The sequence below is a fragment of the Acinetobacter sp. ESL0695 genome (genome assembly GCF_029392135.1).
In the GTDB taxonomy this organism is placed as follows: domain Bacteria; phylum Pseudomonadota; class Gammaproteobacteria; order Pseudomonadales; family Moraxellaceae; genus Acinetobacter; species Acinetobacter pollinis.
Genome location: NZ_CP113932.1, coordinates 784483 through 810230, shown reverse-complemented (window position 1 = coordinate 810230; position 25748 = coordinate 784483). Strand labels below are relative to the sequence as shown.

The 25748-nt window shown below is 35.4% G+C and carries 27 protein-coding genes; 12 read left to right on the top strand and 15 right to left on the bottom strand.

Annotated features, from left to right (window positions below; all coding sequences use genetic code 11):
* Positions 1-72 precede the first annotated feature (72 nt).
* On the top strand, positions 73-1014 hold the full coding sequence (locus OZX61_RS03845) for a hypothetical protein (RefSeq protein WP_277095626.1): 942 nt from the start codon (positions 73-75) through the stop codon (positions 1012-1014).
* A gap of 39 nt (positions 1015-1053) precedes the next feature.
* Entirely contained in the window at positions 1054-1188 is a 135-nt protein-coding gene (locus OZX61_RS03840) for a hypothetical protein (protein ID WP_266096409.1), read from the top strand.
* 56 nt (positions 1189-1244) lie between these two features.
* Here the strand turns inward: OZX61_RS03840 and serC are convergent, their stop codons facing one another.
* Together serC and OZX61_RS03830 are read right to left on the bottom strand one after the other, a co-directional pair.
* Complete coding sequence (serC, locus tag OZX61_RS03835) at positions 1245-2324, bottom strand: 3-phosphoserine/phosphohydroxythreonine transaminase (RefSeq protein WP_277095378.1); 1080 nt, start codon at positions 2322-2324, stop codon at positions 1245-1247.
* 187 nt (positions 2325-2511) lie between these two features.
* Positions 2512-3282 (bottom strand): OmpW family outer membrane protein, encoded by a 771-nt coding sequence (locus OZX61_RS03830; protein WP_196337882.1) that lies wholly within the window; start codon positions 3280-3282, stop codon positions 2512-2514.
* Between the two features lie 314 nt (positions 3283-3596).
* On the opposite strand from OZX61_RS03830, the gene OZX61_RS03825 reads away from it, so the two are divergent.
* Positions 3597-5024: a CYTH domain-containing protein gene (locus tag OZX61_RS03825; RefSeq protein WP_277095377.1), complete on the top strand. Its 1428-nt coding sequence runs from the start codon at positions 3597-3599 to the stop codon at positions 5022-5024.
* A 43-nt stretch (positions 5025-5067) separates the two neighbouring features.
* Here the strand turns inward: OZX61_RS03825 and OZX61_RS03820 are convergent, their stop codons facing one another.
* Entirely contained in the window at positions 5068-5700 is a 633-nt protein-coding gene (locus OZX61_RS03820; RefSeq protein ID WP_277095376.1) for a hypothetical protein, read from the bottom strand.
* A gap of 99 nt (positions 5701-5799) precedes the next feature.
* Between OZX61_RS03820 and OZX61_RS03815 the strand changes: the two genes are divergently transcribed.
* A complete protein-coding gene (locus tag OZX61_RS03815) occupies positions 5800-6174 on the top strand; it encodes a DUF3144 domain-containing protein (RefSeq protein WP_277095375.1) in 375 nt (124 codons plus the stop codon).
* A gap of 40 nt (positions 6175-6214) precedes the next feature.
* Here OZX61_RS03815 and OZX61_RS03810 read toward each other — a convergent pair whose 3' ends face one another.
* The 7 genes from OZX61_RS03810 to OZX61_RS03780 form a co-directional block, all read right to left on the bottom strand.
* Positions 6215-6892 carry a YetF domain-containing protein gene (locus tag OZX61_RS03810; protein ID WP_277095374.1) on the bottom strand — a complete coding sequence of 226 codons (678 nt, stop codon included), beginning with the start codon at positions 6890-6892 and terminating at the stop codon, positions 6215-6217.
* Between the two features lie 45 nt (positions 6893-6937).
* The gene (gene pnuC / locus OZX61_RS03805; protein WP_277095373.1) at positions 6938-7516 is read right to left on the bottom strand and encodes a nicotinamide riboside transporter PnuC; all 579 of its coding nucleotides are present in this window, start codon (positions 7514-7516) and stop codon (positions 6938-6940) included.
* Positions 7517-7580: 64 nt separating this feature from the next.
* Positions 7581-8708: an acyltransferase gene (locus tag OZX61_RS03800; protein WP_277095372.1), complete on the bottom strand. Its 1128-nt coding sequence runs from the start codon at positions 8706-8708 to the stop codon at positions 7581-7583.
* Positions 8709-8812: 104 nt separating this feature from the next.
* A complete protein-coding gene (gene pgaD, locus OZX61_RS03795; protein WP_277095370.1) occupies positions 8813-9226 on the bottom strand; it encodes a poly-beta-1,6-N-acetyl-D-glucosamine biosynthesis protein PgaD in 414 nt (137 codons plus the stop codon).
* Between the two features lie 24 nt (positions 9227-9250).
* Positions 9251-10516, bottom strand: coding sequence for a poly-beta-1,6-N-acetyl-D-glucosamine synthase (gene pgaC / locus OZX61_RS03790; protein ID WP_277095369.1), 1266 nt, complete (start codon positions 10514-10516; stop codon positions 9251-9253).
* Positions 10517-10528: 12 nt separating this feature from the next.
* A complete protein-coding gene (gene pgaB, locus OZX61_RS03785; RefSeq protein ID WP_277095368.1) occupies positions 10529-12532 on the bottom strand; it encodes a poly-beta-1,6-N-acetyl-D-glucosamine N-deacetylase PgaB in 2004 nt (667 codons plus the stop codon).
* Between the two features lie 405 nt (positions 12533-12937).
* A complete protein-coding gene (locus tag OZX61_RS03780) occupies positions 12938-13270 on the bottom strand; it encodes an FKBP-type peptidyl-prolyl cis-trans isomerase (RefSeq protein WP_277095367.1) in 333 nt (110 codons plus the stop codon).
* Positions 13271-13615: 345 nt separating this feature from the next.
* On the opposite strand from OZX61_RS03780, the gene OZX61_RS03775 reads away from it, so the two are divergent.
* Positions 13616-13873: a hypothetical protein gene (locus tag OZX61_RS03775; protein ID WP_195772156.1), complete on the top strand. Its 258-nt coding sequence runs from the start codon at positions 13616-13618 to the stop codon at positions 13871-13873.
* A 55-nt stretch (positions 13874-13928) separates the two neighbouring features.
* On the opposite strand, the gene OZX61_RS03770 is transcribed toward OZX61_RS03775, so the two are convergent.
* Entirely contained in the window at positions 13929-14450 is a 522-nt protein-coding gene (locus tag OZX61_RS03770) for an acyl-CoA thioesterase (RefSeq protein ID WP_195772155.1), read from the bottom strand.
* A 333-nt stretch (positions 14451-14783) separates the two neighbouring features.
* On the opposite strand from OZX61_RS03770, the gene OZX61_RS03765 reads away from it, so the two are divergent.
* The gene (locus tag OZX61_RS03765; RefSeq protein WP_277095366.1) at positions 14784-15269 is read left to right on the top strand and encodes a hypothetical protein; all 486 of its coding nucleotides are present in this window, start codon (positions 14784-14786) and stop codon (positions 15267-15269) included.
* Between the two features lie 21 nt (positions 15270-15290).
* Here OZX61_RS03765 and OZX61_RS03760 read toward each other — a convergent pair whose 3' ends face one another.
* Positions 15291-15998 (bottom strand): glycosyltransferase, encoded by a 708-nt coding sequence (locus tag OZX61_RS03760; RefSeq protein ID WP_277095365.1) that lies wholly within the window; start codon positions 15996-15998, stop codon positions 15291-15293.
* A 63-nt stretch (positions 15999-16061) separates the two neighbouring features.
* Positions 16062-16988 carry a patatin-like phospholipase family protein gene (locus OZX61_RS03755; RefSeq protein ID WP_195772152.1) on the bottom strand — a complete coding sequence of 309 codons (927 nt, stop codon included), beginning with the start codon at positions 16986-16988 and terminating at the stop codon, positions 16062-16064.
* Positions 16989-17101: 113 nt separating this feature from the next.
* Here OZX61_RS03755 and OZX61_RS03750 point away from each other — a divergent pair, with 113 nt between their 5' ends.
* A complete protein-coding gene (locus OZX61_RS03750; RefSeq protein ID WP_277095364.1) occupies positions 17102-17905 on the top strand; it encodes a YdcF family protein in 804 nt (267 codons plus the stop codon).
* 54 nt (positions 17906-17959) lie between these two features.
* On the opposite strand, the gene hemL is transcribed toward OZX61_RS03750, so the two are convergent.
* The gene (gene hemL / locus OZX61_RS03745) at positions 17960-19255 is read right to left on the bottom strand and encodes a glutamate-1-semialdehyde 2,1-aminomutase (protein ID WP_195772150.1); all 1296 of its coding nucleotides are present in this window, start codon (positions 19253-19255) and stop codon (positions 17960-17962) included.
* A 7-nt stretch (positions 19256-19262) separates the two neighbouring features.
* Positions 19263-19886, bottom strand: coding sequence for a thiamine phosphate synthase (gene thiE / locus OZX61_RS03740; RefSeq protein ID WP_277095363.1), 624 nt, complete (start codon positions 19884-19886; stop codon positions 19263-19265).
* A 167-nt stretch (positions 19887-20053) separates the two neighbouring features.
* Here thiE and OZX61_RS03735 point away from each other — a divergent pair, with 167 nt between their 5' ends.
* The 5 genes from OZX61_RS03735 to OZX61_RS03715 all read left to right on the top strand — a co-directional run bounded on the left by OZX61_RS03735 (position 20054) and on the right by OZX61_RS03715 (position 25748).
* On the top strand, positions 20054-21565 hold the full coding sequence (locus OZX61_RS03735) for a TolC family protein (protein WP_277095362.1): 1512 nt from the start codon (positions 20054-20056) through the stop codon (positions 21563-21565).
* Positions 21566-21583: 18 nt separating this feature from the next.
* Positions 21584-22651: an efflux RND transporter periplasmic adaptor subunit gene (locus OZX61_RS03730; protein WP_195772147.1), complete on the top strand. Its 1068-nt coding sequence runs from the start codon at positions 21584-21586 to the stop codon at positions 22649-22651.
* On the top strand, positions 22651-23781 hold the full coding sequence (locus tag OZX61_RS03725) for an ABC transporter permease (protein ID WP_277095361.1): 1131 nt from the start codon (positions 22651-22653) through the stop codon (positions 23779-23781). The genes OZX61_RS03730 and OZX61_RS03725 overlap by 1 nt, the downstream gene beginning before the upstream one ends.
* Positions 23778-24872, top strand: a complete 1095-nt coding sequence (locus OZX61_RS03720; RefSeq protein ID WP_277095360.1) for an ABC transporter permease — start codon at positions 23778-23780, stop codon at positions 24870-24872. Before OZX61_RS03725 ends, OZX61_RS03720 begins: the two co-directional genes overlap by 4 nt.
* Before the next feature lie 183 nt (positions 24873-25055).
* The gene (locus OZX61_RS03715; RefSeq protein WP_195772145.1) at positions 25056-25748 is read left to right on the top strand and encodes an amino acid racemase; all 693 of its coding nucleotides are present in this window, start codon (positions 25056-25058) and stop codon (positions 25746-25748) included.

The following is a 25748-nucleotide window of genomic DNA, read 5'->3' as shown; positions in this document are numbered from 1 at the left end:
CACATCATTGACTTGAAAAATACATCAAAATGCACGATATAGGACATCAATGGGACAAAACTTAGTGTGCTTATAAATATGCAAAAAAATAGACCTGAAACAATTACTGTTGAAGACAAAATATTTGGTAGTCATGTTGAACATTGGAATCTTCTCACCAATAATCCTTCAGAGATTGTACCGCAATGGTTAGGTCAAGCACTTAATGCACCTGTTATGCCTATGGGACTCTGCGGTACAGAACAAGATATGGATGAAAGCTGTTGGCTCATTCAAGGGCCAGAAGAATCCAAAATTCAAGTGACTCAGGTCATTGCTGTTGAAAATAATCAGCCTAAATCTGTAAAAACAGCCTTTCCTATTTTTGAAAGTCCTTTCAAAACAGTTGCTAAAGTCGAACGTATTATTCGTAGTCAAAATAATAGCCAAGCTGTTTTACGTTTAAACATAGGTCATAATGCGACAGTTTATGCATTCGATAGTTTATATGCTGTCAATCATGCACAATATGATACCACTCAGACCTATAGCGTTAGCTTGACGGCTTGGGCTTATGAACTCAATACAGTCAACCCAAATGAACACATTGTAGTTGACGACCCTGCTTCAATTAAACACCACCGTGCATTAAATGATATTTTGGCAGAACACAATGGCATTGCTCCATCAAACTTACAAGAACTGATTGATCAATGGCAACCTAAAACAGAAGATGATAAAGCCCCTGTTACTGTCGACTTTTCTAAAATGGTTGCGTATTTATACGGTGAAAACCTAGGACAGGAAGATGAAGCTTGGTTTCAAGGTAAAGTCGTTGGTAAAAGTGAATTAAGCTTCATGAATGAAGATTACACACTATACGATGTCACCTTAATATTGGAAGATAATGCAGAATCAACCCTTATTCGTATTATTACGAAAGATACTTTGTATAAGAATTATGAAATAGGGGAATATATTCGCGGCAACATATGGATTCAAGCAAATATTTACTCTACAATTAAGAGCAAATAATAACCATATAATCTATATTATATGATTTGGAACTGATGAATGAAGACCGCTCCAGAACAAATAAATACGCTCGTACAACACACACAGCCTAAACTTAAGATTGACCTTGGTGGAATTTGCTTTTTCTTTCTTGGTATTTTTATGGTTGCATTTTTACTGCATTCAATTTATTAAATAAGAAGCACTGTACTCCATAATATTGAGTAGTGCTTCTTATTTTTATACCTCGATTAGCCGTGCTTATTTGCAAAATGATCCATGAAATCAACCAGTGCTTGCACACCCTCTAAAGGTACAGCATTATAAATACTTGCACGCATGCCTCCTACAGAACGGTGTCCTGCAAGATTAAGTAAATGAGCAGTCTCTGCCTCTTGTAAGAACAGCTTTTCTAAAGAACTATCTGCAAGCGTAAATGGTACGTTCATAATAGAACGATTAGGTTGAGCAATTGGATTCGCGTAAAAATCACTTTGATCAATATAACCATATAATAGATTTGATTTTTCAAGATTAATCTTATGAATTGCTTCAACACCACCCTGCTCTTTTAACCATTCAAATACTAAACCAGCCAAATACCAAGAATAAGTAGCTGGTGTATTTAACATAGACGCATTGTCAGCTTGCGCAGAATACTTTAATAAAGATGGAATTTCAGGTTTCGTTTGATCTAGTAAATCATCACGTACAATGACAATAGTCAGACCTGCAGGTCCAATATTTTTTTGTGCACCTGCATAAATCAAACCGAACTTAGAAATATCTAAAGGCGCAGACAAAATGCTTGATGACAAGTCAGCAACAAGAGGTGCTGTTGTTGTTGGAATTTCACCAAACTGTATGCCACCAATTGTTTCATTATCACAGTAGTGTACATAACTTGCATTTTCTGAAAGTTGCCAATCCTGACTTGGACGGATTGCCATCTTCCCCTCTACATCATAAGTAGCGTCTATAGTATGAATATTACCGTAACGCTTAGCTTCTTTAATGGCTTTATCTGACCAGATTCCTGTATGAACATAGTCTGCCTGATTGTTTTTACCGAGTAAATTTAATGGGATTGCAGAGAATTGTAAACTCGCACCCCCTTGTAAAAACAATACTTTATAATTGTTTGGTATATTTAATAAATTACGAAGATCTGCTTCTGCTTGTTCAGCAACAGCAATATAGTCTTTACTGCGGTGACTCATTTCCATGATGGAGACACCTTTACCTTGCCAATTTAATAACTCACTTTGAGCTTTCTCTAAGACAGCAGTGGGCAATGCAGCAGGTCCAGCACAGAAATTGTACGCGCGCATAAGATTTCCTTTTATATTTTCAATACGAAAGTGTTTAATAGAACAATGAGTTTTCTATAAACCCATCTAATTTAGCTTCTTATATATAAACGATAATGACGCGAAAATACATTTCTTTTTAAACATTTTTAATCTAAGCAGTACTGATGCACCCTAATATAAAGATGCATCAGCTATCTCGTTTATTTTAGAAGCGGAAACCCACCCCTAAGTAAGTCACGATTGGGTTAATTTCAATTTTTGTATCGCCTTTAACCGTATAAGCCCCAGCAAGTGGATGTTTTCCAGAAACATCTAGGCTTGCATGTGTATCCAGTTTCACATAGCTTACAGATGCCGTAACAAACCAGTCTTTATTAATACTGTAATCTGCACCCAAGAAAGCAACCGGAGCAATTGCATCTCTTACTTTAACATTGGTAATTGAACCTTGAGTTGCTTTTAGTAACGCATCATTTTGAATACCTGAATCAAGTTTTAATCCAGAAAAATGTGCATACATTAAACCCGCACCCACATATGGACGAAACTTATTCGTTACCGCACCAAAATGATATTTACCTGTAATCACAGGACTATAGACTTTAATATCACCCACTTTGCTAAATTTATCTAGATTTAGCTTACCACCTAAGAGAGAACCTTCACCTTTAATATCCAAACGAGGAGGTACGCCAAGAATTAGTCCTAAACTTACATTATCATTTACAAGATAATCGATTTTAAACTCAGCTGTATCTGTATGTTCTAAGTCAAAACCAGCATCTGACGTAAAGCCTGTTGCACTTACGGCACGGTTATTACTCGTAGAATAAACACCTTGCTTACTTCCCTGCGGCATAATGTGTGCCCAGCCTGCAGAAACTGCTAATGTCTTACCATCACTTGTTTCTGCATAAGTCGTTGCACTTGCTACAAGTAGCGTCGCCGGAATAATAATTTGAGCGAGTTTATTCATGATCATTCATATCCAAAATTAAATGCATTGCATAAAAGCAATAAAAACTTACGCAAATTATTAGAATATTTACTTTAATTTTCAATCTATTTTTTCTGATTTAGAAAATAAGAATATCCGATTCCATTAAAAATATATGATTTATTAAAGTTTTAGCTCTAATCTATTCTTTCTTTTTAAATTACCGATTGAACAAAGTTTAATCAAAAGCATCAGGAATGTAATCTTTTGTAAGCTAAGTTTGCCTTTTTTATCTATTCATCTTTTAAACTCAGTACACTATTTCTTAACTATCTTTTGCCAAGGATCTTCACATGCATGAAGTTGAATTAAAACTACAAGTACCCACACATAAGAGAACAATAGTTAAAAATGCCATTCAAAAACTTTCGCCAGACGCTATTTCTTTACATGCACAATATTTTGACACTCCCGATTTTGCATTCTCTAAACACTATGCTGCCTTACGCTTACGTAAAGAAAATCAGAACTGGGTACAAACATTAAAGGCTGGAAACAATACACTGTCACGTTATGAAAATGAGATAGATCGAGGAATATCAGAACATGCACCTAAAATTGCTTTAGACTTATATAAAAATGATAAAAAAGCCCAAAAATTACTCTCAAATATTTTTAGTAAAGACAATAAAAATAAGCTTTTAGAAATTAAATTTGAAACCATTGTCGAACGAAAATTCCAAATATTAAACCATGAAAATACCCAAGTAGAAGTATGTCTAGATATAGGAAGTGTCGGCAATGAACAATACAAAAAACAAGAAATTTATGAGTTAGAGTTCGAGCTTAAACATGGAAATGTACAAGATTTAATTGAACTTGTTCAAAGTTGGGTTAAGAAATATCACATTTGGTTAGATGTTCGTAGCAAAGCAGAACGCGGGCACTTAATTGCACGACAATTAGATGCAAGCATTGCAGAAACTTTCAAAATCGTATCTTTAGATAAAAAACTTTCCTGCCATCAAGCGAGCCAACATATTGTTTCGCATTATATACAGCAATTACTTCCTAATATTGCAGTGATTGCAGATCAAGTCGCTGAATCTAAACACTTTACAACCACACAACTGTGTATAGAAAATATCTGCCATAGCTTAGATTTACTTTCAGCTTATATTCCTAAATCTATACTTGATCAAAGCAATATTCTCAAAGATTTGAATCAAATGCTTTTAGATTTTAATCATCTTTATACATTGCAACATCAAACATATACGTCAACTGAAAACTATGATTTCAAAAACATAAGTCGTGTTTTAGAAAAATATAAGTTAGATTTCTCTAAAGCTGTCACCTCTCCTCAATTTACGCTACTCATTTTAGAATTACTCAAATTCAGTTTACCAACTGACGAAAAAAAGAAAGATGAAACACCTCGCTTCGAAAAACTGCTGACCGAGCAATATACACAAATTAAACAACAGTTATGTGAAAAACTAGAAACACCTTTAGACCCAAGTCTCTTCGGCCTTATCTCTCAATTTCAGTATTATTTAAATCATTCACATAAGTACTTATTAGCACAACAAATGGATAAATCATATTTCTCTGAAGTGTATGATTTATATAAAAATCATTTATTGAGTAAAGATATTGTTTTAAGAAATATTAAAGCAATTAAAACAGAGCAATTCTTTTTATTAGGTTGGATTTCAGCAAGAGAAGATAAAATTTTTAAACGCTACTCTAAGCTGATGAGTAAATTAAAAATAAAATAAGACTCGGGCTTTTAAGTGAAAGTTGCTTAAAAGCCCTAAAGTTTTAACGATATTTACCAAATACTTTCCAGATACCATTGTCTGCTATAGGGTCACTGTAACTATCACTGCGCTGCTTTCTTGGTTTATCTCTCGCATCAACCAATTTAAAGTGTTTTTCAACACCTAAAATAATACCATTAACGTAAAAACGTGTTCTTGTATATTCAGGATGATTATGCTGAAAAACATATGTTCTTAAATCGACAAACTCTCGATGAGCAACCAATGCAGCTGTATCGTCGCTATCTATCCAAGCTTTCATTGCTGCAAGTTCAGCATCTGTAAACTGTCCACACTTATCAACTAAACTTAAGGCATTTCTAAACGTTTTAGATTCTTTCGCTCTTGTTTTATTAATACGAATACGATCAACATGAAAAAAGAATAAAGGTAAATTTAAGTGGCTAGGTAAATGAAGCGCATCTAATGGTTCATCTTCCATAAAAGGTGTACATAGTTGCCGGGCCCTTTGAATAAGTGGCTTCCACTGTTGATAATACTGCTCCACTTGATCTTGTGAAGCATAATAAATAGGTAAACCTTCAACAAACTCTATATCTTGAGGTGGCCATACCTGCTGTCTTAAAAGCTGAATTTCTTGTTTCAAGTTTTGTATTTCAATTGCATCTGACATCTTAAATACACCATACCTAGGCTATTTCAGCGTAATCTAAAGGTTTTGTTTAAGCAAGTATTTGCCTATAATAACTTTCAGTTTTAAATGGATATAAAAATGACAGACAAAATTAGCGCCACGGATATTACAGAAGAAGAAGTATTAAATGCAGCTTTTTTTGAACGTGCAGATGAGTTTATTAAAGTTGCAAATGAGTTCTGTAAACCATCTGGTAAATCACAGTCTCCATCAGACCTTAGAAATGAAGTAAGTGCATCTCTACTGTTTGCTAGCGCAAGGTTTAATACATGGGTTGCAGCAAACACATTTAAAAATGGAGAAGAAATGCGTGCTGCTAAAGATCAAGTGACTTCTTATTTAATGCAACAGTTTCAAATGATGTTAGACGATAATTTTGAAGAATACTGTGAACAATTTGAAAACTATTTAAGATTTAGAAAAAGTGAAGACTTCCATCATCATAAACACTAAGTTATCAAGAGCTGAAGATCTCAGCTCTCGATTCTCTTTTTTATTTAATAGCCGTTAAATCAAAAGATTTTTCACTTCCATCTCTAAATGTAATAAAAAGTTGGTCATTATAGTATTCAGCTAAAAATATATTTGATAAATCAAGATGATGGTTTAATAAAAACCCTTCTAAATTTTTTTTCTCAATTCCTTGCTCTTGAACCAAAATATCGAAAATTTGCCCACGTAATATAAAAATCTCAGAAGGTGGTATTGCTGTGTCTTTTACTGCTGCCAATTGGCCATCAGGCTGAATTTCAGCATAATACACTTCTTGAAATGAATGATAACCCATACAGTGAAGTTGCGATAATACTCTAAGCATATCAATTTTTCGGCGTTTTTGCTCAATGTCACTCAGCAGAAATTTACCATGCTTAATTACAGGGATAGACTCACCCACAGCAATAGTTCTGAATCTGAGTATACGATGAGATAAGTAATTTAGAAAATACATGAATAGAACGCTGATGGATAAAAGCAGAATAAACTCTGTAATTTTCAGATTATTATTATAAATAGACCCACCGACAACCGCACCAAAAATAAAGTTTCCAAAAAAATCTACAGCAGTAAACTGTGTAAGTTGCGTTTTACCAATAAAATTCATGTAGGAAATAATAATTGTAAATGCAATGACCAGTTTCATGAGTAGAAACATATAAAATGTTAAGCCCATTATGATGCCCTTTTTATAATATCTCGTTTTAATGAATGTGCTATTTTAAGCTAATATATTGCTAGATTGATTTTGTTTAGTCACTTTCCATTTCTTCCAGCCGTAAAATGCCATAATTACAAACATCGCATATAGCGCCGAAGTTAAATACAAATCTTTATATAGAAACATCCCCACATAAATAATGTCTACCACAACCCACAGTGGCCATGTAGCAATATATTTACGGCTGGTCCAGTACGTTGCCAACAAGCTAAAAGCAGCTAACTGAGCGTCTAACATTGGAACCGCAGCATTGGTAAAATATTTCAGACTTATACCAAAAAATAGACCTAAAATTGCCGTTAAAATGATTTGATATAAAAGATGACTTTTTATAGGTGTTTCTATACGTATTTCATGTTCTTGTTGTTTTGTTTTCAACCAAAAATACAATCCATAAAAATTCATAGCTAAAAAAATGAATTGTAAAATGACTTCACCATAAAGTTGATAGGTATAAAATAAGTAACCATATAAAATATATGCAAGAAAATTAAAGAACCAACACCACATATGTCTAAGTATAGTTAAACCCACACCAATAATACTAATAATCACCGCAAATATTTCTAAAGTAGACATATAAGTAACTAGAGTTAAAGAATGGTCACTATGCTAAAGTTTGTGACCATCACAATCAATCTATTTATTTTGATGTACCTAATAGTTTTTTAGAAAGGTAATTACTACATTTTACTGAAAAGTCATCTACATATCGGCTATAAAGCATTGAACAGCATACAATTGCAAACAAACACACCAACACCGCACACAAAGCTGAAATATTATAGCCCCAGTGCAAATGTCTTAAATAATTAAAAACAGGAATACACGTTAGATAAATGAGCATCATATGCAATAAATAAATAGAAAAGGACAACTTCCCTAAATAGACTAAAGGTCTTTTATCTAATGCATCTCCAATCTGGGGCGTCATTAAAATACTATACACAATGAGCATACCTGAAATAAAGTTCCCATACTCATAGGTTCGTTCACCTAATATTTTATATAACCAGTGGTATGCATGACTCGTATTATGACTACCTGCAAAATAGAGTCCGACAACCAGTAATACTATGCCAACAGGAAAAGAAACTTTTTTTGCATAAAGATAAAAATAACAACCGATAACAAAGCTACAAATTCCTAAAAAAAAGCTTTCGCCCATACCTAGCGTAATACATGGTAGAAAAATAGATGCAATAAAAAAAAGCGATTTTTTATAATGATAGGTAACCAATAAAATGAAAAGTACGAGCGAACCTATAAGCTCTATTTGCATAGTCCAAAGTACCCAGTTCGTTGTACTATTTGCAAAGAAAAAAGCACCTATGCTCCCTTCATACACTGCTTGCTTGAAAGTAATTGTTTCTGTTGCATAGGATTGCAACCAACTATTCACCAAGTCACTATTAATATCAGTCGAAGATAAAGCAATCCATGCCAAAATACATGAAAAGAAAGCAGGTATCGCCAAACGTGGGTAACGTTTGATCGTCATTTCCAAAACCTTTCTTGGTACATTTGCATTTTTTAAAATGGCATAACTTAGAACGAAACCACTCAGTACAAAAAAAACAAATACAGCTGCTGTTCCAGAATACCAAAATGCAAACGGAGAATGGTGAATTGCGTAATCCCAAGAACCACGTGCGTGATCCTCAGGAGAAAAACGATGTAAATATGGATAAAAACTGAGGCTGAGATGCGAAAACACAACAGCAAGGCAGGCTAATCCACGTATACTTTCAGCAGCATTTAATTTAGCCATAGGGAAAGTGTAACTAAAAAACTAAAGCATAATAAATAGACTTGTGTCAGTTGCAAGCAAAGCAACACAATCCCTACGAACCATTTAAAAAATTAAACTACAGCTTACTCAACACGAATAATTTGCCCTTGTTCATTGTGGTATACCGTCGTAATTTTCTTTTGACGGCTGTAGACAACTTCTCTTTCTGAGAGTGCAAAGTGCCGAGCATAATCTTCCGTTGTCTTCACAGATGTTTGTTTTACTGTGCGTGCAGGAATGAGCTTACACCATAAGCACAAACCACCAGCACACAAAAGTAATGAGAACATATCTGCCTGTAAACCAAGCCAAAATGCATTCCACAACTTATTAATTCCATAAGGCGTGCTATACATTAAAAACATCACAACCAATAAAATAGGACGCCACAGTAAAAACCAGCAACCCCATAAAAGTGCTGTTGTTGTCGTAGACATGTAACGTCTATGCCAAGGTAACTGCTCACGTAAATCTATAATCAATGATCGAGTATTCATGGAAAAAACCTTTAATATTAGATATTAGGACTTAGAACGAACACCACGGTCGGGACTCACCCAACGTGCTCGTTTTCCATCGCGTCTCGCTAGCACCTTCGGAAAAGCAATAATGCTGGCTGTTACGGTAATGAGCCAAAATACAAATGGATACCAAATCATCCAATAATAGTTTTTGAATAGTCGAGGCTCGTAGCGGCTATCCATCCATTTACTGAGAATAAACTGCAATAAACATGTTGCACCAAGTAAAATTCCAACTCCATCAGGGAAAAATGGTGAACTCATTGCAGGAAGTACATGGTTAGGTACTATTAAATTAAATAACCAAATACTTGCCATAATTAACATTAGATACGACCAAATAAGTGTCAGTGACAACTCAATCATTAATGGCCATAAAAAGTTTAGACTTGGCTTAAAAAGAACATCAAAGTTTTTGATTAAAACCTGTGCTCCGCCCATTGCCCAACGCAATCGCTGTTTATACAAGCCCTTAAGTGTTTCAGGCATAAGTATCCAAACCAGTGCGTTCGGTTCAAAATGTACATCCCACCCTGCTCTTTGCAGTTTCCACGTAATATCAATATCTTCTGTAAGCATATCTGGAGACCAGTAGCCAATTTCGTGAACAGCCGTCTTACGGAATGCGGTAATCACGCCAGATACTGTAAATAAACGACCAAAGACACGCTGTGCTCGTTTAATCATGCCAACAATCGAAGAGAACTCTCCAACTTGAATACGTCCTAATAACGTAGAACGTGTTCTAATACGAGGATTACCGGTTACAGCAGCTACGGTTGGGTCTGCTAAAAAGTGACGAACCATCCAAGTTGCTGCATGCTTATCTAACAATGCATCCCCATCAATACCAATTAAATACTCAGCTTCGGTTACAAGACTCCCCGCTTGTAGTGCCATAGCTTTACCTTGGTTTTGTGCAAGGTGTACAACTCGTAGTTTGTCATATTTCATTGCCAATTGATCTAATACTTCAGCAGTATTATCTGAGCTTCCATCATTAATGGCGATAACTTCAAAGTCCGGATAGTCTAGCTGTAATGCATGACTAATGGTTTCCTCTGCATTATCACTTTCATTAAAACATGGAACTAAGACCGCAACTTTCGGATACTCAGCCAATGGCTTTGGTTGTGTATATGGTGGCTCTTTCTTTTCTTTCAAATAAAAAATAATCGCACCAATCATCCACAAATAAGACATGAATAGTGGATAATAAAAGACGAATGCTAAAGCTGATTTCCAAAAGTGTTCTAATGCTGTCATGCTGTAAAACTCCTAAGGCTCTATACGCTTTGGCTTTAAATCGAATGCCTTACGCATGATTGCTGGATCAGGATTACCTGTAATTGGATCATCCGGATAATATCCCACATGCATCACACCTTGCTGATACAAAGATTTAATCGTATCTGCTAACTCCTGTGTCGGAATAGGCTTACTGTTTTGTCTCCAATCAACCGCTTGTAATTCAACAACAGATTTACGAATACCATTTGGATATTGTTTCAAACGTTTCACAATGTCTGCATAAAACTTCTTCTGATCTTTCGCCTGCTCCATATATGGCATCGCCATAATCGCAGTGAAGTCATATTTGTTTAATGACTCTTCTAACGATTGTGAGTACCACGTTGAAGCATAAGGGTTAAGTACAACTTGTGCATACATGTTACGTGCTGTTAACAATGCAGGTTGGTATTGTCTAACCTCTCCTGCCAATTGTAACGCAAAGTTATCTAAGTAATTTGTTTTAAATGATGTCCACTTTTGTAGACTCTTGTCATCTTTACGTATGGCTTCTAAGTCTGTCGGTAAACCTGCCTTTTTATACGCCTGTAATGCAGCCGGACTCGCATCTTCATAATCAGATAATGTCGCATCATCATGGAATAACACACCATCAATTGTTGCCGACTTACCTAAATCTTGGTAAATCCCCTCAATAATCTTTCTCGCTGGTGCTGAAAATGGTGACAAACGAATGTAACCCATATTTAAGTGATCACTGTTCTTCGGCTGTTGCGTCACCACAAGGTCTTTAGACACAGGATTCGACTTTGGAAGCTCCCATGCCAATAAAGGCATCCATGCATAAATGCGTTGTACTTGCGTACGTGAGGAAATCTGCCAAGCCACGCGGTTAAATAAATCCTGACGCATTGGAATGTAGCGGTTTGGGAAATACACCATGTCCGCTGAACCATTGGCATCTGGATCGGAGAAAGCTTGTAGGTAAACTGTCGTCACATTCATCTTCTGAATGCGATCAAGCAACGCGCCTAAATTCTTTTCTTCCTGCTTCTGATCTTTGTCATAGATATAATCTAAATCTACATGCATGATTTTTTGTGGACGGTAGTTATCGCCTAGATTCTTTTCTCGGCTCTCAATTTCTCGTCCTAAATCATCCAAAGTCATGTCATGCTCAACCAATATACGGTTAAGCGCACCTAACGATTTCTTCAAATAAGCAGGGCCATCATCAAGCGTAATGGTCACAGGCATACCCAATTGTTTGGCTATACGTACAGTTTCCATATTATAACGACCATAAGGCCACACCATTACTCGAGGTACAGGTACACCATTGGCCTTAAACGCTTCGTTGTTTTTCTTTAAGTCGTTATAGATACGTCGGTTATACTCACCATCCCCTTCGTACTTCTTAGTCTTGGGGTTATAAATACGTGTTGTTGCTGCAGGCTCTGAGTTGCCTTGTGGATTACCAATTACACCATGGTGTAAGTCATAACTATGACTGGCAATCTCAACATAACCACTGTCACTCATTTCTTTAATTTGTGGCCACGTTAGAATCTTGTTACGTACTACAAGCTCATCACCGAAGTGGACTTCTTGGTTTGCAGGTGTATCTACCCATGCACCAACGACGGCCAAAACGACAGGAATCTTATTTTCTTTAACAAACGGATAGATATTGCTATAAAACGATTCATAGCCATCATCTACCGTTAATAAAACTGGTTTTGCAGGTAAGGTATATTTACCTGCATGGGCTTTAAGCAAGTCATTTACTGATATAAAGTGAAAGCCGTTTTGTTGTAACCATTTAACTTGTTTTTCAAAGTTTTCTGTGGTTACCGCATAAAATGGAATTAATGCATCATTTGCTTGGTTGGTTACCTCATGATATCCAATGACCGTGAGGGTTGTTGGCTGAATGTGAGGTTTCTTCGCTGCATACAACGACGGAGAAATGCCTAACATGGCTAAACTAACACAGCCGGCAACGACTGAACCTAAAAAACGAGTAAGCATATGAGTTCCATTGAAAATTTTCATAATACTGATGAGGAGATACGCACAAAAATGCGTTTATCTATAATGTCAGGATTGGACATGTTTTTTTAATCAGCCATCTTAATATATTGTCAAAAGCTAAACTGAATTTGAGCTTAAAATGGCGATAACCTCCATCTCCAGTTCATGATCGTATGGTAGGCGAGATTGTAACGAATTTATGTGAATAAGCTAGGAAAATATAAACTTTATCTATACTTTTTTTATCTTTAATATCGATTAAAAGTACATAAATTAATCTACCGTTAGATAATATATTTGCGATTAAAATAACTTACAATATGAGATTACACGACTCCACTACTTTGCTTCACTAAAGTAGTGAAAATTGTATAGAGACTTACATTATACAAACGTATTTTTTCAATCATCTCTTGTTTTTACATCAAATAATTCTATTTCAAACGTTAGATCTGCATGAGCAGGAATAATCTTTCCAATTTTCCTTTCCCCATAAGCTAAATGAGCAGGTACAACCAATTTCCTTTTCCCGCCTACTCTCATTCCCATTATTCCTTGATCCCATCCTTTAATGACGCGACCTGTTCCAATCACACATTCAAAATATTGACCACGATCGATAGAGGAATCGAATTTTGTTCCATCTGCTAACCAACCAGTATAATGTGTTGTAATTAAAGCGCCTTTCACAGCTTCTTTACCACTTCCCAACTTAATATCTATAATTTCAAGCATTTACAAATTTACTCAACTGCTTTTCAAGTTGCTATATGATAAAGGAATTCAGATATTTTAGATATCTCATACAAGTAAATTTCTACTTCAGTCTATGGAGTGTAAATTAAATGTAAACCAATTGGTTAAAATATATACTAAATATTAACACACCAGATATGCTCTCTTACATCGAAGATATCTTCTTTCACAGCAGCAGTACAAAAGAATCCACTACGTACATTGAAGGTTAATTAACCGTTTTCTTTTGTCAGAAATTCAAAAAAATTCATTTTAATGATTAGTATGAACTATAGATTACGGCCTTAAAGCACGTATTTGTCCGAATAGTTTTGGAGAGATCATATGAAACAAGTAAAAGATATATTTGCAACTCCTTCAACATTTTCAGCCATGAATGCACTCGCACATCAATACTTAACATATCGTACAGAAGTACCTCATCCAATTATATCTACAACCGCTCATGATCATGATTCATCGATCGATTTTCCGCATGTCATTACGCCAGATCCCAAAGCAATACAATATCATCTAAATGGTGCTTCGCATGGAATAGATCCAAGAGGTTATTTACCCAAAACTCAAACAATTCATTATTGATGCATCGCATAATTCAGGCTATTTATACGCTCCTTAATAAATAGCCTCTGTCATACTAGTCTTTATCTTTGTATGTCAAGCTACATGATTTCTTTTTATGATGGTGCAAACGCATTTTCTTGCGTTCTTGAGCCGCCTCAAATCGACAACGCTGCCAATCATTCTCAATATTTAATTGAGGCACAATTTGAGGTTTTCCAGCCTCATCTACAGCAACCATTGTAAAATAACAGCTGTTTGTATGTCGCTGTGCACGCGTACGAATATTTTGAGCTTCAACCCTAATACCTATTTCCATAGAGGTTCTACCCACATGATTTACGGAAGCAAGGAAAGTGACCAACTCACCAACGTGTATAGGTTCTTTAAATGTTACTTGGTCTACTGAAAGAGTAACCACGTAGCTTCCTGAGTATCTGCTTGCACATGCATAAGCAACTTGGTCCAATAGCTTTAAAATTGTTCCACCATGAACGTTTCCAGAAAAGTTAGCCATATCTGGCGTCATTAAAACGGTCATTGTCAGTTCAGACTGATCTTCTGATGAAGGTACAATTTTCTCATCTAATTGGGGCATGCTCTCCATCCTTGACTAAAGTAGCTTCGCTTTTATTATATATGATCTTTTACATAATTAAATGCCTAACCATAGATCGCTTAACCTACAGATCAGTGCAAAAAATACAGATTCAATCTAAGTCTTTCATTTTTTTATTTTATAGAAAATTTCTTCTATACGTTTAGATATATAAATAATTCTTACTCTGTCACAGGTTCGATCACTTTGTCAGCCAGTAACTTAAAGATGACTAACTAAGCCACTACAAAATATATGTAGTTTCATCCAATAGAAAATATTATTTATATAGAGAATATAGAATATTCACACACTACGTCTTAAGGAAAAAATATGCTCAGCCTAAAATCTATTGCATTCACAGCATTATTTCTACCATCTTTGGTTCTCGCTGCTCCTACTCAACATTGTAAAGCAACTTTTCATAACTTTATAGTTGATCGTGAACCAGGTGGATATCCTGTTAACAAAGCTGCTTTAACTGCTGTTAATGCAAAAAGTTGCACTATAAAAAATACAGGTGATAAGGAAATTCTTCTAAGAAATACCAAGATAAACATCTATGATAAGGTAACACATAAACAGCAAAAAGCCATAAGTACCACTGCAATAACTATTGATACCAAACGCCAAATGGCCAATATATTTAACAACTATCTTGGTCTAGATATCGAACTACCTTTTATTAAGAAAGCAAATCAAATTATTATCAAAGTAAATAAACCACCTGTACAAGTATTTGGTCAAGGCGCTGCCCCTTATTACAATTTAAAAAAGGGTGCTGAGTTAATTATTCAGCTACCATCAAATTATAAGTAGAACCTGTTCATGTAGAGCAAACTAGTATTCAGTAGAATAGGATTGCTCTACAAACCTCTTATAGGAGATAAATTTACACTGATTTTTACAATATACTCGACTCTGCGAAGGAGGAGTTAAATTAAACATTTGATAGTGCACTGCAAAGTCAGTGACATAATTTACAGTTATACCCCTATGATGTACATACGGAACTTTAGCATCTTTAATTCTTTTCCAAAGTATTCTATCTCCAACAATGCTTTGACCTTTAGGTTTAAATAACCATGCTGAACATAATTCAAAAGCTGATTTATGAAAAAAATAACAATTGGTATCGACAAAGTGTATGCCGTCAGACTCTTTACATTGACCTAAATATTGGCCATCGTTTGTATATAAAGCTCGTGATGTTGTCACCACAGGTACTCTATAACGCTTGAAAGTTGAAATCATTGTTTCTAAATGATGAGGTTCATACCAATTATCTGCATCTAAAAAGCAAATTGCATCAAAACCTTGAGCAGATGCAGATGCTGCACCAATACCTCTAGGTGTATCCCCATAATCATTATGATGACTCAATCGAATATGTTCGCAATCCCATTGATCTAATACAGCGTTTGGATAACCATCTGAAACTAAAAAGTGTGTAACATTTGCCTTTTGAATTAATACACTTTGATGGCAGCGTATCAATTGTTCCAATGGCTCTTTGTAATACGGCGTAATTACAGCAACTCTCATCATTATATTATTGAACGAATTATTGTTTTCGCTCAGCCCTTGCTTTTAATTTCTCCAATTGGTTTATTATTTTAACATCAATGTCTTTTCTTGAATGATATTTTTAAGCAAATTCATCTTAGCTTGGGCAGCAATTAAACCCGCATAGATAGTGCTATCACGTGCTTTAACATCAAAAATATGTGCTTTTTCACGAATATCAGGCTGTATAACAACATCTGCATTTTTTAATTCATTCTGAGATAAGTGCTGTTGCATGATGTTAATATTTTGATTAAAAAGCCCCCACATATTTGTTGTTTCCGTATATTGGGGTTGTTGCAAAATATCCACTGCAATAATTACATCTGCACCTAAATGGCGTGCAACCTCAACCGGTACAGGACTCACTAACCCCCCATCTACATATTCTTTGCCTGCAATTTTAGCAGGGATAAACATACTAGGAATAGCAATTGATGCTTGAACTGCCTGACCTACATTTCCGTAATTAAATACTGTTTTTTGACCTGTTTTCAACTCGGTTGCAACAATATATAAGGGAATTTTCATTTGCTCTAAAGGTAAGTTATCTATTTGCTTATTTACAAAATTGGAAATTTTCTCACCATCTAAAAAACCCTTTTTCGTGAAGGTAATTTCACGTACATCATTCACCTTCATATTTAACGCAATATTTTTAATTTCTTCAGGACTTTTGCCACTTGCATACATTGCACCAACTATACTCCCTGCACTGGTGCCCACAATAAAATCAGGTCGAATTCCCTGATGTTCTAAAGCTTCAATTGCACCAATATGTGCATAGCCTCTAGCCCCACCACTTCCCAAAACAAGGGCAACAACTGGCTTATGCGTCTTCTCTTTTTCATCAAAGAAATTGTAAAAACTCGGTCGATCTTCAGCATTTTCAATCTGTTGAGTATGATCTGTAGGCACCACTTGAGTATAAGCCACTGTAGAAAATAGCAATAAGTACGTCGATATCAGCATCCATATTTTCATATAAAATAACTACAGAACATTCTTTAAAAAATTTGATAAAGTATTCTACTGTTTTCACCGTTTTATGTTTATTCTTTTTCTTTACAAAATTGTTCAAACTAATGAAAATTTTCAAAAAACAATCAAACCTAATCTATAGCCAAATTCCTCTAATGCTTGCAGGTGTTGTATTGGTTACAGCAAATAGCTATCTCCTTTCTCTACAGAAACGAGATCTAAGTATTCTTGCACCATTCATTTTAGGAGTGGTATTTATTATATTAAGTATTGTCTGGGAGCCCATACAAACCTTTCTTGCAAAGCACCCTTATGCAAAAAGAGCATGGCGACTTGCATGGCTTTTCTTTTTCGTTTGGCTTATTACATTAGGTATATTTTTTTGGAAAATACAGCAAAATGTATCGGCAACAAAACATGTACCACATGTAGAAAACATTATGATTTTGGGCTGTGGCGCTATGAATGGTAAACCCACCCCAACATTACAACAACGGTTAGACCGTGCAGCAGCGATTGCCATACAACAGCCTCATACACATATTATCCTCACAGGTGGATACACAACAGATCCAAGTTATAGTGAAGCACAAGTGATGGCTGCGTACTTAAAAGAGAATTATCATATTCCAGATAATCGTATGATCTTAGAAAATGAGAGTACGAGTACTTTTACAAATTTTAAAAATAGTGCGATTGTGATGGAAAAACACCATATTACAAAAGAAATGTCTTTAGCTGTAGTGACTAGCGAGTTTCATGTACCTCGCTCAAAAGCAATTGGAGAAAAACAAGGTTATACGAACATGTATATGGTCAGTGCCTCAACCCCCTTACTTACAAGATATAACCTTTGGTTTAGAGAGTATTTCGCAACAATTCATGCAAAACTACTTAAAGAGTTTTAAATTCTTTTTTATAGGTGAGGATAGCTAGACTACCCTCACCTAACTATATCCCACTTATTTATTCATTTCTAAAAAGACTTCTTTCGCCATTTTTACTGTAAAGTCGATATCTTCATCTGTGTGGGCAGCAGAAATAAAACCAGCTTCAAATGCCGACGGCGCAAGATTTACACCACGATCTAGCATGCCATGGAAAAATACTTTGAATGCTTCAGCATCACATTTCAGAATATCATCAAAACTTGTAATTTCAGATTGATTGGTGAAGTAAAGTCCAAACATTGCACCCGCCTGTTCAGTCTTAAACGGTATGCCTACTTCATCTGCAACTTGCTGTAAACCTTTTAATAACTGAGTGAGTTTTTCAGTCAAATTTTTATAAAAGTTAGGTTCACGTAGATGCTTAAACATGGTAATTCCTGCACGCATTGCAAGCGGGTTTCCAGAAAGCGTACCTGCTTGGTATACACCACCTAAAGGTGCAATACACTCCATAATTTCACGTTTACCACCAAACGCTCCCACAGGCAGGCCTGCACCAATAATTTTTCCAAGTGTGGTTAAATCTGGTGTTACACCATAATATGCCTGTGCACCTCCTAAAGAGACACGAAAACCTGTCATGACTTCATCAATAATAAATACTGAATGATATGTATCACATACTTCACGAATGGCTTCTAAGAAGCCCGCAATCGGCTTAACTAAGTTCATGTTTCCTGCAACAGGCTCAACAATAACCCCAGCAATTTCTGAACCATATTCCTTAAAACATGCATGAAGTGCTTCAATATCATTATAAGGTAGTGTAATTGTGTGCTTTGCAAAGTCGGCTGGCACGCCTTTCGATGTTGGCTCGCCCAATGTTAGTAAGCCTGAGCCTGCTTTCACCAATAATGAGTCTGAGTGACCATGATAGCAACCTTCAAATTTTACGATTTTGTCGCGCCCAGTATAGCCACGTGCAAGACGAATTGCAGACATTGTTGCTTCTGTACCAGAGTTTGTCATACGTACCATTTCAATTGAAGGTACGACTTCACAAATGATGTCTGCAAGTGTTGTTTCATGCACTGTCGGTGCACCAAAACTTAAACCATCTTCTGCTGCTGTTTGTACAGCATGAATAATGTCTGGATGTGCATGCCCTAAAATCATTGGTCCCCAAGAACCGATATAGTCGACATATTTTTTACCATCGACATCCCAAAGATATGCACCTTTTGCTTTCTCAATAAATACAGGTGTACCACCCACACCATTAAAAGCACGTACAGGCGAATTTACACCACCTGGAATATGTTTACTTGCTTGTTCAAAGAGTTGTACTTGTTTCGTAGAAAGTCCCATTTTTTGCTCACTTTTCCTCAATATGAAATCGTTTTGTCCATGTATCAATACGTGCAGGAATATCTTGAATATTTCTTCCCAATACATCGCTAATGACAGCGCATAGATCCGCACCTGCATCAATCACAGGTTGTGCATTTTCTACAGTCAAACCACCAATTGCACAAATAGGTACATCAAATATTTTTCGTGCTTGTCTTACAGTCTCAATACCAAAATTCCCTGCTTCGGGTTTTGTCGCTGTCGCAAAAATAGCGCCAAAAGCCACATAGGTAGCACCTTCAGCAATTGCAGATTCTGCAAAATCTAAAGAGTTTTTGCACGTTCTACCGATAATTTGATGCTTTGGTAACTGTCGAACAGCATCAACAATTTCTCCATCTCCTTGCCCTAAATGTACGCCTAAATCAAATTTTACAGCGAGGGCAAGATTATCATTAATAACAAATGGGGTTTGATACTGCTCACACAATATTTTAATTCTTTCAACTTCTTCAAGTTGTATTTCAAAACTTACTTTTTTACGTCGATATTGTAAAATTGCAATTTGACCTGTTGCTAAAGCAACTTTTAGTTTTTCAAAAAGAATAGGAAAAGGATCATCATTGGTAATGAGATAAAGTCCTCGCATACATGCCTCAGGTGCAAATGGTAACGAAGTTCGATTTTACGCACTTCAATTTTAAATTTCCAATATTCTCACTTACCATAATAAACTTTGTTCACTTCATAAGTGAATGTACTATACTCTCTGCTACAACAGGAAAATAACGATCAAAACTAAAGACCTATGACCCTATGCAAAATTTCTATTTCTTAAAATTTATGCCAAAAAATAAAACAGACTTAGGCCACAAGATTTCTAAATATTTTTTATTTGCTTTAGGAGTAACGTATTTACAGCATGGTTTTGCTTATGACTTAAGCTATCAACAAGCTGAACAACAAATATTGCATGAAAGTTATACTACACAAGCAAGCCAGAATTTACAGCACGCTTCGCAACTAAATGCTGAAGCAGTTAAACATGCTGGACTACCAAATATTAACTTCAACGTACGCGCTTATGCTTTTCGTGCTGAACAAAATATTCCTTTGACGACGCTTAAAAACAATATTAATCAAAGTATTTCTCAAAATTTAAATAGCCAAATTTCGACAGTTGGCTCACAACTTGGAATAAATCAAGACGCGATTGCACAAATTAGCCAAACTGCAGACCAGAATATCTCCGATGGAATAAATAACCTCATTCCTGATCAAACCAACCTTGTGGTAAAAGATCATGATATTCGCCCAACCATTTCTATCATTATGCCACTGTATACAGGTGGCCTCATCTCAGCCACTAAGAATTTAGCGGCTTTGCAAGCAACACGTGGGGAGATTACTGTACAACAGCAAGAAGACAATCAACGATTCGAAATTATACAAAATTATTTTAATGTTCAATTACAAGAAAAATTAGTCGATATTGCACAATTTAATGCAGATGCGATGCAAAAACACGTTAACAATGCAATAAAACTTGAGCAGCAAGGGTTTATTAGTAAAGGACAACGCATGCAATTTGAAGTGGCATATAATAATTCATTAAGAACATTAGATAATTTAGAAATTCAACTTAAACAAAGTCATTTTGCATTACAACAACTTCTTCAAAATACACAATCTTTTCATTTAACTACACCACTTTTTATCAATAGTTCAATGAGTCAACCATTAACCGTTTTATATAATCAACTTGAACAGAAATCTACTTTACTCAAAAAAATGCAAATGGATACCCAACTGGCTGATCAAAATATTAAAATTCAACGTGCCTCACAAAAACCAACCCTTTATGCTTTTGGAGAGTACGTTATTGACAATAAAGAAAACTGGGTCGTTGGTATTGCAGCAAAATATAATCTCTTTTCAGGCATAGACCATAAAAAACAAGTTCAAGCAGCAGCGCTGCAAAGAGATTCAAGCACACTTGCAACAGAACGCGCTAAGCAAGAATTACAGAATTTAATTTTTAAAGCATATACTACCATGGAAGGTGCACAACATACGCACCGTTTAATACAAGAAAACATGCAGGCCGCTCAAGAAAATCTGCGTATTCAAACACTATCTTTTAAAGAAAATATGGGAACCGCCACTCAAGTGGTCGATGCAGAAAATATCTATCATGCCATGCAAGCAGAATCTGCAATGAATGCTTATAAATATATTTTAGCACTTGCGGCACTTTTACAAGCGAATGGCTCTATTCAGCAGTTTCCCCAATATATCAATCAATCAAATACGATATTTATTCATTAATATATTTAAGAGAATTTCATGAGCCAACAATACAATGAGAAGAATGCTCCGACTGAGCACAGATCAGAAGAGAAACCTGCAAAAGAAACAAAGCAATCTAAAAAATTACTCAAGATATTTATTTTAATTATTATTATCTTACTCCTTTTAATACTTATTGGCTTTGGTTTATGGAAAGCTTATCAACCTGAACAGGTTTCCGTTCAAGGTCGTGTACAAGCAGAAGTGATTCATGTCAGTACAAAATTAATTAGCCGTATTGATGAGATTTATGTTTCTGAAGGTCAAGTCGTAGAAAAAGACCAACCTCTTGCCCGTTTACATAGTCCAGAAATTGATGCAAAAAAACAGCAAGCAATGGCATCTTTACAATCTGCTTTGGCCTTACAGGCCACTACAAATCGTGGCACACGCGAAGAAAATCTAGCTAGCCTATATGCAAACTGGCAAAGTTTAAAAGCTCAACAACAACTTGCACACACGACTTATGAACGTGGTGCAAACCTTTATAAAGAAGGTGTTATTTCTAGACAGCGTCGAGATGAAATGTATGCTGCACAGCAATCATCTGCACAAATGACTGAAGCTGCCTATCAACAATATAAACGTGCAAAAGACGGCAGTACAACTGAACAGAAATCAATGGCAGATGCACAAGTTGAAATTGCTCAAGCTGCTGTCAATGAAGTTAATGCCTTAGAATCTGAAACTCAGTTACGCTCTCCCATTCGTGGAACAATTTCAAATATTTATGGCAATGCCTCTGAACTTGTTGCTACAGGTGTCCCTGTCATTGATATCATAGATACTGCTCACCTTTGGGTAAGTTTAAACATCCGTGAAGATCAATATTCAAATATTTATAAAAAAAATAATATTGAAGGATATGTACCTGCCCTTAACCAAAACATGAGCTTTAAAATTGAAAATATAGATCCTCAAGGTAACTTTGCAACGATTAAGACAACGCGCCAAACAGGTGGGTACGATATTCGTAGCTTTAAACTTCATCTCATCCCTGAAAATCGTGATATTCCTCTCAAAGAAGGTATGAGTGTAATTTTTAAAGTACAAGAGGGTCACTAATGTTTAAAGCAATTTGGAGAGAGCTGTTTTATCTAAAGACCCACCCGTGGGATCTCTCAATGCTAACCATTGCACCCCTGCTTATTATTATCATTTTTAGCAGTATGCTTATGGAAGGTAAGCCAGAGCACCTCCCTATTGCAATTATTGATCAAGATCATAGTCAACTGAGCAGAAAAATTACAGATTATTTAGCATTAAATCATTCACTGCATATACAACTAGAAACAAACGACCAAAATGAAGCTGAAGATGCACTAAATAAAACACAGGTGTGGGGCTATGTTCTTATTCCAGATGGTGCAGAAAAGCGTTTAGTACAAGGACAAGATGCCCAGATTGCCATCACTTATAATCAGTCTTTTTTTAGTATTGGAAATACTATATCATCGGCAATGCTTCAATCTACAGCTGAGGCAAGCCTAGATTTTCTTAAAAATAATCATCTTAGAAATAATATTCCTTACTTAGATATTTCTGCACCTCATATTAAAATTTCTCCACTATTTAACCCAACATTAAATTATGAATTGTTTTTAGAACCTTTTCTTATTCCTGCACTTCTTCACCTTATTATCTGTTGCTCTATTGCATTTTCTGTAGGACAAGAGATGAAGTTTAAAACCATAAAACAATGGTTAGATCAAACCTCACTGAGCCAAGCCATTTTTGCTAAATCTCTTGTCCATACCACCATTTTATTTGCTTGGTCACTCGTTTGGTTATTCTGGCTTACCGTTATTCGTGGCTGGTTTATTGCTGGTAATGTATTACTTTTATTATGTGCTTTATTTTTGCTTTATTTGAGTTATGCACTCGTTATTACTGCAGTAACACTCATCTTAAAAGATTTAACACGCACATTTGGCGCGATTGCAATTTATGGAGGATCTTCTTTAAGTTTTGCTGGTGTTACCCTCCCTCTAAATAATGCACCACTCTTTACGCAATTTTGGTCAAACTTAATTCCCTATACACCATACGTAAAATTACAAACCGAACAATGGGTTGTTGGTAGCCCTATACAAGTGTCCATCCCTCCCTTTTTACTACTTATTCTTTTTTGTCTTATCGGCTATATACTCTCTTTATTCTGCTTAAAAAAAATAAGCAAGCAGGCTGAAATATGAAGTCATTTATTTTTTACTTTTTTAAAACGTTTAAAGATATAAAAGGCTTCTCTGCCGTGTTTACAACATTGGTGCTTGGTTCGATATTATACGGTTTCTTTTATCCAACAGCATATAAAGCACAACAGGCTGAAAATTTACCGATTATCGTTGTAGATCAAGATCAGAGTGTCTTAACAAATCAAATTATTAGTACGATCCGCTCTAATCCTAATATTCAAATTACTGAAGTGACCTCCAACTTTTTAGAAGCACAGCAACATGTTCAAGCTCAAAAAGCAGATGCAATTTTACTTCTTCCAGAAAAGCTATCTTCCGATTTATTGGCAAATCCTAAAAGTACTGGCATCGGCCTCTATCTTAGTTCGGCATATTTAATTCGTGTAAAGCAAATTGCATCAGGATTAGCTGTCTCTTTAGAAGATGTCATACAAAACCATATAGAACAGTTTGGCAAAATTAGTCATTTCCGCCCTGAATTGCCTATCCATCAAATTCCGTTATTTAATACACTTTCAGGTTATGGAAGTTATATTTTTCCTTCGGTAGCGCCTTTAATTATCCATCAAACTATTTTACTCGGTGTAGGTATGCTTATAGCAGGCTACAGAGAAAAGTTTATTTGGAAACCCCGACCAAGTGAGTTTTTTGGTTTCTTTACAGCAATTTTCACGATTGGTTGTTTGGCATGCTTTTATTTATTTGGTTTTATATTTTGGCTATACGACTATCCAAGAGGTGGTAATTTTTTAGGTATGCTGATTGCTGTACCTATATTTATAACGTGTGTCATTGGGTTAAGCATGTTTATTGCCACGTTTTTCGATATGCCTGAGCGTGTTGGTCATGTGCTTGTTCCTACATCTATTGTACTTTTTTTATTAAGTGGTACATCTTGGCCACTTCAATCTATGCCACTCTTTTTGCAATGGTTTAGTCTTTGCCTACCTTCAACACATGCAATTCAAATGTTTGTTCAACTCAATCAAATGGGGGTACCTGTTGCAATTGTAATCCCTAAGCTTTTATTTTTAAGTGTAACGAGTGTTTTATTATTAATACTGGCCTATATTAGACTGCATAAAAGATAATATACGATGCAAAAATTGCATAAATGATGCAGAAAAATAACGCTAAAGCATTCCTCTATAGTATTTCGGTGCATAAACTATTTTTAGCTATGCCTAATACAAATATGTTATCTATTTTTTGCATTTCATAGACTTAAAACTTACCCATACTAAATCATCTTTTACAGTTTAGAGGGTTTAGTAATGAAACCAGCTATTGGAATTCTTGGCGGTATGGGCCCTCAAGCGACTGTCGATACAATCAATAAAATCATTAAAAATACTTCTGCTCATTGTGACCAAGAGCATATTCCTACAATTACAGTATCAATTCCCGATATTCCAGATCGTACAGAATCTATCTTTTTAAAAAACAATAAGCCTTTGGAAAAAATGATTTCTTATCTAAAAATTTTAGAAGCCACGCATGTAGGTTGTATTATTATTCCGTGTAATACTGCACACTTTTGGTTTGACGATCTTCAAAAACAAACACTTATTAAAATGATTAGTATTATAGAAGCCACGATTACTCATTTGAAAAATACCAACACCAAGAAAGTATATATTTTGGCAACTTCAGCAACCATTCACGCGCAGCTCTATCAAAAAAAATTGGCCGAACAGCACATTGAATATGAAGTTCCTTCGGAAGAAGTTCAGCAAAAAATTATGAAAAATATTTACCAATATAAGTCAGGACAGCATGATCTCGTTAAGCAAAATATGAAGGAAATTATCCAGCATTACGCAATATCAGAAGGTGAAAAGTTTTTACTGGCTTGCACAGAGATACCTCTTATATTAGAAGAAATCATGTTAGAAAAACCAAAATCTTTTGTCGACACTACGGACATATTAGTTAAAAATGCAATTCAATTCTATCAAAATCAATAA

Bases quoted from the DNA above. Each gene is read 5' to 3' on its own strand.
- OZX61_RS03840 (WP_266096409.1), top strand. From the start codon at position 1,054: ATGAAGACCGCTCCAGAACAAATAAATACGCTCGTACAACACACACAG.
- serC (WP_277095378.1), bottom strand. From the start codon at position 2,324: ATGCGCGCGTACAATTTCTGTGCTGGACCTGCTGCATTGCCCACTGCT.
- OZX61_RS03830 (WP_196337882.1), bottom strand. From the start codon at position 3,282: ATGAATAAACTCGCTCAAATTATTATTCCGGCGACGCTACTTGTAGCA.
- OZX61_RS03825 (WP_277095377.1), top strand. From the start codon at position 3,597: ATGCATGAAGTTGAATTAAAACTACAAGTACCCACACATAAGAGAACA.
- OZX61_RS03820 (WP_277095376.1), bottom strand. From the start codon at position 5,700: ATGTCAGATGCAATTGAAATACAAAACTTGAAACAAGAAATTCAGCTT.
- OZX61_RS03815 (WP_277095375.1), top strand. From the start codon at position 5,800: ATGACAGACAAAATTAGCGCCACGGATATTACAGAAGAAGAAGTATTA.
- OZX61_RS03810 (WP_277095374.1), bottom strand. From the start codon at position 6,892: ATGGGCTTAACATTTTATATGTTTCTACTCATGAAACTGGTCATTGCA.
- pnuC (WP_277095373.1), bottom strand. From the start codon at position 7,516: ATGTCTACTTTAGAAATATTTGCGGTGATTATTAGTATTATTGGTGTG.
- OZX61_RS03800 (WP_277095372.1), bottom strand. From the start codon at position 8,708: ATGGCTAAATTAAATGCTGCTGAAAGTATACGTGGATTAGCCTGCCTT.
- pgaD (WP_277095370.1), bottom strand. From the start codon at position 9,226: ATGAATACTCGATCATTGATTATAGATTTACGTGAGCAGTTACCTTGG.
- pgaC (WP_277095369.1), bottom strand. From the start codon at position 10,516: ATGACAGCATTAGAACACTTTTGGAAATCAGCTTTAGCATTCGTCTTT.
- pgaB (WP_277095368.1), bottom strand. From the start codon at position 12,532: ATGCTTACTCGTTTTTTAGGTTCAGTCGTTGCCGGCTGTGTTAGTTTA.
- OZX61_RS03780 (WP_277095367.1), bottom strand. From the start codon at position 13,270: ATGCTTGAAATTATAGATATTAAGTTGGGAAGTGGTAAAGAAGCTGTG.
- OZX61_RS03775 (WP_195772156.1), top strand. From the start codon at position 13,616: ATGAAACAAGTAAAAGATATATTTGCAACTCCTTCAACATTTTCAGCC.
- OZX61_RS03770 (WP_195772155.1), bottom strand. From the start codon at position 14,450: ATGCCCCAATTAGATGAGAAAATTGTACCTTCATCAGAAGATCAGTCT.
- OZX61_RS03765 (WP_277095366.1), top strand. From the start codon at position 14,784: ATGCTCAGCCTAAAATCTATTGCATTCACAGCATTATTTCTACCATCT.
- OZX61_RS03760 (WP_277095365.1), bottom strand. From the start codon at position 15,998: ATGATGAGAGTTGCTGTAATTACGCCGTATTACAAAGAGCCATTGGAA.
- OZX61_RS03755 (WP_195772152.1), bottom strand. From the start codon at position 16,988: ATGCTGATATCGACGTACTTATTGCTATTTTCTACAGTGGCTTATACT.
- OZX61_RS03750 (WP_277095364.1), top strand. From the start codon at position 17,102: ATGAAAATTTTCAAAAAACAATCAAACCTAATCTATAGCCAAATTCCT.
- hemL (WP_195772150.1), bottom strand. From the start codon at position 19,255: ATGGGACTTTCTACGAAACAAGTACAACTCTTTGAACAAGCAAGTAAA.
- thiE (WP_277095363.1), bottom strand. From the start codon at position 19,886: ATGCGAGGACTTTATCTCATTACCAATGATGATCCTTTTCCTATTCTT.
- OZX61_RS03735 (WP_277095362.1), top strand. From the start codon at position 20,054: ATGCAAAATTTCTATTTCTTAAAATTTATGCCAAAAAATAAAACAGAC.
- OZX61_RS03730 (WP_195772147.1), top strand. From the start codon at position 21,584: ATGAGCCAACAATACAATGAGAAGAATGCTCCGACTGAGCACAGATCA.
- OZX61_RS03725 (WP_277095361.1), top strand. From the start codon at position 22,651: ATGTTTAAAGCAATTTGGAGAGAGCTGTTTTATCTAAAGACCCACCCG.
- OZX61_RS03720 (WP_277095360.1), top strand. From the start codon at position 23,778: ATGAAGTCATTTATTTTTTACTTTTTTAAAACGTTTAAAGATATAAAA.
- OZX61_RS03715 (WP_195772145.1), top strand. From the start codon at position 25,056: ATGAAACCAGCTATTGGAATTCTTGGCGGTATGGGCCCTCAAGCGACT.